A 7,246-nucleotide genomic window follows, 5' to 3' on the forward strand; every position below is an offset into this window, starting at 1 on the left:
TTTTCGGGGGCAGATCAAATTTGAATAGGTGCTTCTTTTAAATCATTACAGAAAATAAAAGATAATAAATCATCTGCTTTCGAGATTTTGATCATTTCTGTCGAATGCGTTGCCATTATAATAATCTTATGATAGCTATCTTCATTAGGAATGCCTGCTACGCGAGAGATTTCCTTTAACAAAAAAGCCTGTAATTGTGGGTGCAAAGAAACTTCAGGCTCATCAATAAGTAAAACGCCAACTTCATCGTCATACAGAGCAGATAAAATGCCCACTAAATGCAATAAACCAGATGCTTCACGTCCTGATGAATAATAGGTATTTTCTTTCCCTAATCTAGCAAATGAAATCTTTAGATTACCTGCATCCCAATCAATAGAAATATTTCTTTTAAAAAGCTTTTGCAAGCGCTCTTTAACTTTAATGAGGATATCAGAACGAGCTGCTAATGTATGTAAATCACCGTTAATTGTCTCTATTCGATGCCGATATTTAGAATATTCTTTATCACCATGACTGGCATTATCAATATGATCATGGTGCCAATACTGATTATAATTAGATCTATACTGTTCCATAGGCCCTAAACGTCCTGAAGAAATAAAACGTACTTTTTTGTTTGTATAATTTGAAAAGCTATTTTTTAACCCTTTTAATAAATGGGTCTTGCCTGAACCATTTGGACCAATAATAAAAGTTAGTGGAGATCTTAACTCAATCTCTCTAGAAAAATCACCTTCATGACTATTGATATTAGCTACAATAGGTACTGGAAAGTTCATTATTTAATCCTCTCAATTAAAAATGTTATATCCATACAACGGCACATTCACCACCCAATCTTGCTCCCGATAGTCTGCCATTGATAATCGAATGGCTTGTTCTGGGTGAAATTGTTCCACATAGACTTTTAAACTTTTCGCTTTCAAATTTTCTTCGGCTTTTACTTCAATTGGGATCACCGCCTGCTTGCGTTGCAACACAAAATCCACTTCTGCTGTGCCTTTTTCTGTCGCCCAATAAAAGATAGGGTTTTCTTGGCTGGCAATCAGTTGTTGCAACACATATTGTTCCGTTAAAGCTCCTTTAAATTCGGTAAAAATGCGGTTGCCTTCTAATAAAGTCGTGGCATCTAAGTGGCTTTGAGCAGCCAGCAAACCCACATCTAAGGCAAATAATTTAAAGGCATTATCCTGATAAGCAGACAAAGGCAAATTCGGCTTTTTAATGCGTGGGACGCAATGCACCAAACCGCTGTCTTTCAACCATTGCAAGGCGATTTCATAGTCTTTACTTCTCGCCCCTTTTTGCATTTGTGAATAGATAAATTTTTTATTTTCTTTCGCCAGTTGCTCAGGAATGGCAGCCCAAATAGACCGCACTTTTTTCACAGTTGAACCATCGGCAATATGTTTAGAAAAATCTTGTTCATATGCCATTAACAAGTTGCGTTGCACCTGACGCACTTCATCTAGGTTTTGCGTGTCGATAAAAACCTTAACCGCTTCGGGCATTCCCCCGATAAAATAATATTGACGAAGTAAGTCGATGTAACGAGATTTCATCGCCGTAATCAACGCCCAATCCTGCATTTCAAGCAGTTGTACCAAATCTTTTTTTCCTAATGCAGTGAGAAATTCCCGAAAAGTCATCGGATAAAGCGGTAAGAAATCCACCTTGCCCACAGGAAAAGAAACCTGATGATGCAGCGAAACGCCCAGCAATGAACCTGCGGCAATCATATAAAAGTGCGGTGCGTTTTCATAAAAATATTTGAGTGATGACAAAGCCTGCGGCACTTCTTGCACTTCATCAAAAATAATCAGCGTATTATCTGCTTGAATATCCACGCCACTTTCAATTTTTAATCCTAAAATCAAACGGTCAATATCATAATCGCCTGAAAATAAGGTTTTCATTCTTGGATTATTATCAAAATTGATATAAGCAACTTGCTCAAACGCTTGCTCGCCAAAATGCTTCATCGCCCAAGTTTTCCCAACCTGCCTTGCTCCTTGAATAATCAAAGGTTTACGATTTGGCTTGGCTTTCCATTGTTTGAGCTTCTCTAAAATATCCCGTTGCATTCTTGACCTCTTTGCTGAAATGTAAAGCTATTTTAGGCTTGTAATACATTTTTATCAATGAAAAATCGTTATAAGAATACATTTTTTCAAATGAAAAACAGTAGCATAACCACACTTTTCCAAACGAAAGTTTGCTATGCCGTCTGAAACATTCAAAGTGCGGTGCATTTTCTAAAATTTCTTATTATTGAATTTTATTCAATACCTCATTCACTTTTCCCTACCTAATCAACACAATCTTTCCGACCTATAATACTTTTAACTTAATTTAATCGGAGAAAAATAATGATTTCGTTAGTAGTTGCGTCTGTTGGCGTGTTGGTAGGAATGGGGATTGCGTTGCAGACAGGGATCAATTCAGTGCTGCGTAAAAATGTCGTGTCGCCGTTATTGTCGTCTTTTATCGCTTTTAGCGTAGGTTCTATTTTGTTAATTTTGCTCATTTTTGTGCAAAACGAACCGCTTGCGGTTTCAACTGAAACATTGATCCAATCTCCTTGGTGGATTTGGTTAGGCGGTTTATTAGCGATGTTTGGGTTGACGGTCAATATTTTGATTTTCCCACGTTTGGGCAGTGTGCAAACGGCGATTATGCCAATTTTAGGGCAAGTTATCACAGGCACGTTGATTGACACTTTTGGCTGGCTCTCGGCACCTCAATATGATTTTACCCTTTTACGCTTACTGGGCTTAGTGGCGATGATGGCTGGAATTGCTGTGGCGATTGTGTTGCCCTCTCTCAAACAACGCAGCCTGAAAAAACGTGCAGAAAGTTCATTGTTAGCTTAGCCAATTCTCGGTATTAGTGGCGGAGTAGCATCAGGCATTACGCCAGCAGTCAATGCCGCCCTACGCCAAACCTTACATTCCACCAGCCTTGCTGTCTTCGTACCTTTTGCCATCGGTACGCTGCTATTGGCTTTAGTAATTTGTTGCAAAGAACCGACCGCTTGGCGACATCTCAAAAATGCGCTGAAACAACCGCAACCTTGGTGGCAATGGTTTGGTGGTTTGCTCGGGGCAATTTATATCGGCGGTATTGTGCTAATCGTGCCACAAATCGGCACAGGCGGTGCGATTGTGACTTCATTGTTTGGCTTGTTAGTTGGCAGCCTACTTATTGATCAATTCGGTTTGCTTGGTGCAACCAAAAAACTGATTAGTACCTTACAAATCATAGGGTTATTAGTATTATTGGCTGGTGTGGTTATTATTCAAATAAGTAAATAAGGAAAGTAAAATGCAAAAAATAAATAAAATTTTAGTGGTTGGCGCTACAGGCAGCATTGGGCAATATGTCGTAACTGAAGCATTAAATAAAGGTTACCAAGTTCGTGCATTAGTACGTACCCCAAACAAAACTCGATTAAAGGGTTTAAAATGAAATATCTATTACTCATTGGAGGACTTTTAATGCAACCCCTTTCTGCTCAACCATTTACCTTAAATAGTAGCGTGAGCGATATTCTTACCCAACCAGCATTTCGAGGGTTTGCTGATCTTATGTTGCCTTGGGATGACAAAAGTAATGAGCCAAACTTACATCTAAACCAAATTGAACAGTTAATGCCCTACCATAGTCATATTTCGCCATTGGTAGTTACTGATACGCTGAATAAAATGCTCCAGCAAGCCGAACAAGGAGACACGATTTTTTACGAGATTTACAGCGAAGCGGAAAAATATCAAGATCCAAGCAAACAGCATACGGGGATTTTTGTGTTTAAAGGCAAAGCGAATGCCCCCTTTGCGATGATTGCCGCTGGAGGTGGTTTTGCTTATGTCGGTTCATTACACGAGGGGTTTCCGATTGCACAATCTATTCAACGGAATTTCATCTTTATAAAAATCTTGGACACGGTTTCGCATTAGGTACTGGAACAACGGCGGAAGGGTGGGAAAAACAGGCGGTTAAATTTTGGCAACAGCAACGTTAATATTTACAAGCAGTTGGATAAGTAAATAGTTTTAAACCCTATTGTATTCAGATGCAGTATGTTCCTATATTTTAGGGATAATTTAAAAACAGCTTTTGCTATAAATAGTCCTTAATTTACTACAAATTACAGCTTAAATAAGGGGCGTTTTGATCCGCCCCACGAGAATAAAATTATTTGTTCACTTTAAAAGTATAAGTGCTATAAAGTTTACGTTTTTGGCACATTTTTTGATCTGGGTAATCCATTTCATAAATTGCCTTGATTTTCCAAGTGCCGGCTAAGGCTGGAATGAAATTCACCTTGCCTTGAGCGTCCGTTTTGCCAGAGAAAGCTTGTGGTTCACGGTGATCGTAAACGGCTTTCTCATCGAGTTTGGTAAATTCGTTGGTTGTGCCGATCACGCTCACGCCTTTCGCTGGCTGACCTTGATACAACACTTGCACGGGGAAGACATCCATCGGGCTTAGCGTGGTTGGATCAACCAATGGCACGATTTCCAATGGCAATCCCACTGGAGCAATGGCAAAATCGCTTACATCAACGCCTGTGTTCACATAGGTTGAAGCGAACATACTGGATTCTTCGCAGTAATTGGCATCTTTCATTTGAGTGAGATTTTCACGCTTCCAGCCGTTGTCATTTTTCGACCAAAATGTCGGTTTATAGCTGCCCGAAATTTTGTATTCCGCTTTCGCCAACGGGCTGGTGGTTACATAGTGAAAATTTTCGCCCTTTTGGGTGAGGGTAGTGCTTTTGCCGTCCGCACTGTGCAACACCAGCGGATTTAAAATATTTAAACGCCCCTCTGCGATTTTTTCTCCTTCAGGAAAACGATCGCCATAGCCAAGCACTGCAAGCAAATCTTTGCCCGCTTCCGCTTGTTGTGCATATGCCCATAAATCGTGTGCCTGCCCTGCTAGAGGGAATGCCAAGCCACATATTAAGGCAAGATGAGTGAGTTTTTTCATTTGATGTCTCCTATTTTGTGTATAAAAAACGTGGAATTTTCTGACCGTACTTATCTACCTCTTATTTTCAAAGTGCGGTGTAAAATTCCGCCATATTGCCGTTCAATTTCTACCGTTGAAAGCAAACGGCGATAACTTTTTGGCTTTTGGATCAATGCTTTGCATAACAGCGAGGCTGTGCCAATAACATTGCTAGCCACTCACGAGAGTGTTCGCCACCGGCTGACGGGCAAGGAGCTTAATTAACGTGGATTTCCCTGAGCTATTTGCTCCGATAATGCCGTAAATTTTCCCTGTGTTGAATTGCAATGAAATAGAGTGCAACAACACTTTCTCAGGTAAGGTGAATGACTCTGCGTTTAATTCAAAGACTGTATTTCCTATGGGCTAACAAATAAAGGGGTTGGATTTTAATTGATAACGGTTATCATTTCAATATATATTTTGTGCTTTGATATTTCCAACCTCTTCTAATCCAGAAATGGCTTTGCACTCGTCTTCATTGTGTTCTTCTTGACAGCTTAACTGTTTCAAAAATGTCTGAATTTCCAATAATTGTTGGATTTTTTGTTCTACCTGTTCTAGCTGTTTTAATATGATTTGATCGGCGTGATAATGTTCTGTCGGTTTATGACGAAGCTGAATAAGCTGTTTAATATCTTCCAAAGAAAAACCTAATGAACGGCAGGATTTAATGAATTTCAATAATGAAAGGCTTGCTTGATCATAATAGCGATAACCATTGCTACCGCGTTGAGGTTCGGGTAATAAGCCCGTTTTTTCATAGTAACGGATGGTTTCTAGATTAATGCCACTGAGTTTGCTGATTTCGTGAATTTTCATATTAAATAACCTTTATGAAAAAGATTGACTCTGTAGTCGCTACAGACTTTATATTATTCCATAAAAAAGAATCAAGCATTTCATTTATATAGAGGCTTAAAAATGAGCGATCATTTATATCACGATCATCACGATCATCACGATCATCACGATCATCACGATCATCACGATCATCACGATCATCACGATCATCACCATATCCCTAAAAGTAAGACAATTCTGCTGATTAGCCTTGTTATTATTACCAGTTATATGCTAGTGGAGTTTTGGGGGGGATATTATTTTCATAGTTTAACTTTAATGGCGGATGCCGGACATATGGCAAATGACAGTTTGTCATTATTATTGGCATTGATTGCACTTTTTTTCAATGAAAAAATACAAAAACGATTTGCCATATTGAATGGTAGTTCGTTAATTTTAGTTGCATTAATGATTCTGTGGGAGGCGGTTCAACGTTGGTATACGCCGGAGAAAATGGTGGCATTACCGATGCTTGGCGTTGCGATTATCGGATTGTTAGTCAATATTGTAGTAGCATTAATAATGTTTAAAAGTGATCACGAAAATTTGAATATTCGTGCCGCTTATTTGCACGTATTGGCAGATCTGTTTGGATCTATTATTGCAATTATTGCTGGTTTAAGCGCTTGGCTATTAGATTGGCAATGGGTAGATTTGGTAGCGAGTGCAATTTTGAGTTTATTGATTTTACGCAGTGGAATATCAATAGTAAAACAGGCAATGAACGCATTACAGGAGAAAAGAGATTAAATGTATTGGGTATTTTTAGCGGTAGCTATTCTTTCTGAAATTTTTGCTTCCAGTATGTTAAAAGTGAGCGATGGGTTTAGCCGATTGTACCCCTCAATCGGTGTGGTTATTGGTTATGTATTATCATTTTATTTGTTAGGGTTGGCATTAAAAGGGATTCCATTAAGTGCAGCTTATGCGATTTGGTCTGGTATCGGAATTGTTTTAACGGCGGCAATCAGTGTTTTCTTTTTTGGGCAAAAAGTAGATGTTGGTGGCGTAATCGGTATCAGTTTAATTATGATTGGTGTGATTGTACTCACTCTGTTTTCACAAATGGCAAGGCATTAATGAACCTAGCAGACAAAAAAGTTGTGAAAATGAGGTAGATAATGTTCAAAGAACAAAAGTTTTTAATAAAGTAAATAAATCCTTATAGAAAGTATTTTGATAGAATAAACCTTATTTACTCATTGTTTTTCCCTATTAAAAAGGAACGATAGTTTATTTTATACCTATAAATAGGTAATTATTTTAAGTTAGAAAAAAAGTAATAAAGAACAGATTATTAGTAAATAAAATAACCGGTTAAGTTTTAAAAAAATAGTATTTGCCCTGACGCAAACGTTTTCTATCATCGCCTACTACTACTACT

12 protein-coding genes are annotated in these 7,246 nt (G+C 38.4%); 6 read left to right on the forward strand and 6 right to left on the reverse strand.

From position 1 onward, the window contains the following. Positions 1-14: 14 nt before the first annotated feature. A complete protein-coding gene (locus tag JP36_RS10925) occupies positions 15-782 on the reverse strand; it encodes an AAA family ATPase (RefSeq protein ID WP_039174680.1) in 768 nt (255 codons plus the stop codon). Between the two features lie 12 nt (positions 783-794). After that, positions 795-2,087: an ATP-binding protein gene (locus tag JP36_RS10930; RefSeq protein WP_039174675.1), complete on the reverse strand. Its 1,293-nt coding sequence runs from the start codon at positions 2,085-2,087 to the stop codon at positions 795-797. 285 nt (positions 2,088-2,372) lie between these two features. On the opposite strand from JP36_RS10930, the gene JP36_RS11850 reads away from it, so the two are divergent. The 4 genes from JP36_RS11850 to JP36_RS10940 are packed head-to-tail and all read left to right on the forward strand — an operon-like array spanning position 2,373 to position 3,959. Then, positions 2,373-2,876, forward strand: a complete 504-nt coding sequence (locus JP36_RS11850) for a DMT family transporter (RefSeq protein ID WP_234702190.1) — start codon at positions 2,373-2,375, stop codon at positions 2,874-2,876. 36 nt (positions 2,877-2,912) lie between these two features. Then, a complete protein-coding gene (locus JP36_RS11855) occupies positions 2,913-3,317 on the forward strand; it encodes a DMT family transporter (protein WP_234702192.1) in 405 nt (134 codons plus the stop codon). Positions 3,318-3,327: 10 nt separating this feature from the next. Beyond that, the gene (locus JP36_RS11440) at positions 3,328-3,471 is read left to right on the forward strand and encodes an NmrA family NAD(P)-binding protein (RefSeq protein WP_013745876.1); all 144 of its coding nucleotides are present in this window, start codon (positions 3,328-3,330) and stop codon (positions 3,469-3,471) included. Beyond that, the gene (locus JP36_RS10940) at positions 3,468-3,959 is read left to right on the forward strand and encodes a hypothetical protein (RefSeq protein WP_013745877.1); all 492 of its coding nucleotides are present in this window, start codon (positions 3,468-3,470) and stop codon (positions 3,957-3,959) included. The genes JP36_RS11440 and JP36_RS10940 overlap by 4 nt, the downstream gene beginning before the upstream one ends. Positions 3,960-4,197: 238 nt before the next feature. On the opposite strand, the gene JP36_RS10945 is transcribed toward JP36_RS10940, so the two are convergent. The 4 genes from JP36_RS10945 to JP36_RS10950 form a co-directional block, all read right to left on the reverse strand. After that, positions 4,198-4,995 (reverse strand): DUF4198 domain-containing protein, encoded by a 798-nt coding sequence (locus JP36_RS10945; RefSeq protein ID WP_039174676.1) that lies wholly within the window; start codon positions 4,993-4,995, stop codon positions 4,198-4,200. Positions 4,996-5,045: 50 nt separating this feature from the next. Further along, positions 5,046-5,195: a hypothetical protein gene (locus tag JP36_RS11580; protein ID WP_156106945.1), complete on the reverse strand. Its 150-nt coding sequence runs from the start codon at positions 5,193-5,195 to the stop codon at positions 5,046-5,048. Then, positions 5,188-5,325 (reverse strand): ATP-binding cassette domain-containing protein, encoded by a 138-nt coding sequence (locus JP36_RS11445; protein ID WP_231924196.1) that lies wholly within the window; start codon positions 5,323-5,325, stop codon positions 5,188-5,190. Before JP36_RS11445 ends, JP36_RS11580 begins: the two co-directional genes overlap by 8 nt. Positions 5,326-5,427: 102 nt before the next feature. Further along, on the reverse strand, positions 5,428-5,838 hold the full coding sequence (locus JP36_RS10950; protein WP_039132989.1) for a MerR family transcriptional regulator: 411 nt from the start codon (positions 5,836-5,838) through the stop codon (positions 5,428-5,430). A 102-nt stretch (positions 5,839-5,940) separates the two neighbouring features. Here JP36_RS10950 and JP36_RS10955 point away from each other — a divergent pair, with 102 nt between their 5' ends. Both JP36_RS10955 and JP36_RS10960 read left to right on the forward strand, forming a co-directional pair. Then, positions 5,941-6,612, forward strand: a complete 672-nt coding sequence (locus JP36_RS10955) for a cation diffusion facilitator family transporter (RefSeq protein WP_234702191.1) — start codon at positions 5,941-5,943, stop codon at positions 6,610-6,612. After that, complete coding sequence (locus JP36_RS10960; protein WP_039174678.1) at positions 6,613-6,942, forward strand: DMT family transporter; 330 nt, start codon at positions 6,613-6,615, stop codon at positions 6,940-6,942. The last annotated feature ends 304 nt before the right edge of the window (positions 6,943-7,246 follow it).

The organism is Gallibacterium genomosp. 1, assembly GCF_000771875.1.
In the GTDB taxonomy this organism is placed as follows: Bacteria; Pseudomonadota; Gammaproteobacteria; order Enterobacterales; family Pasteurellaceae; genus Gallibacterium.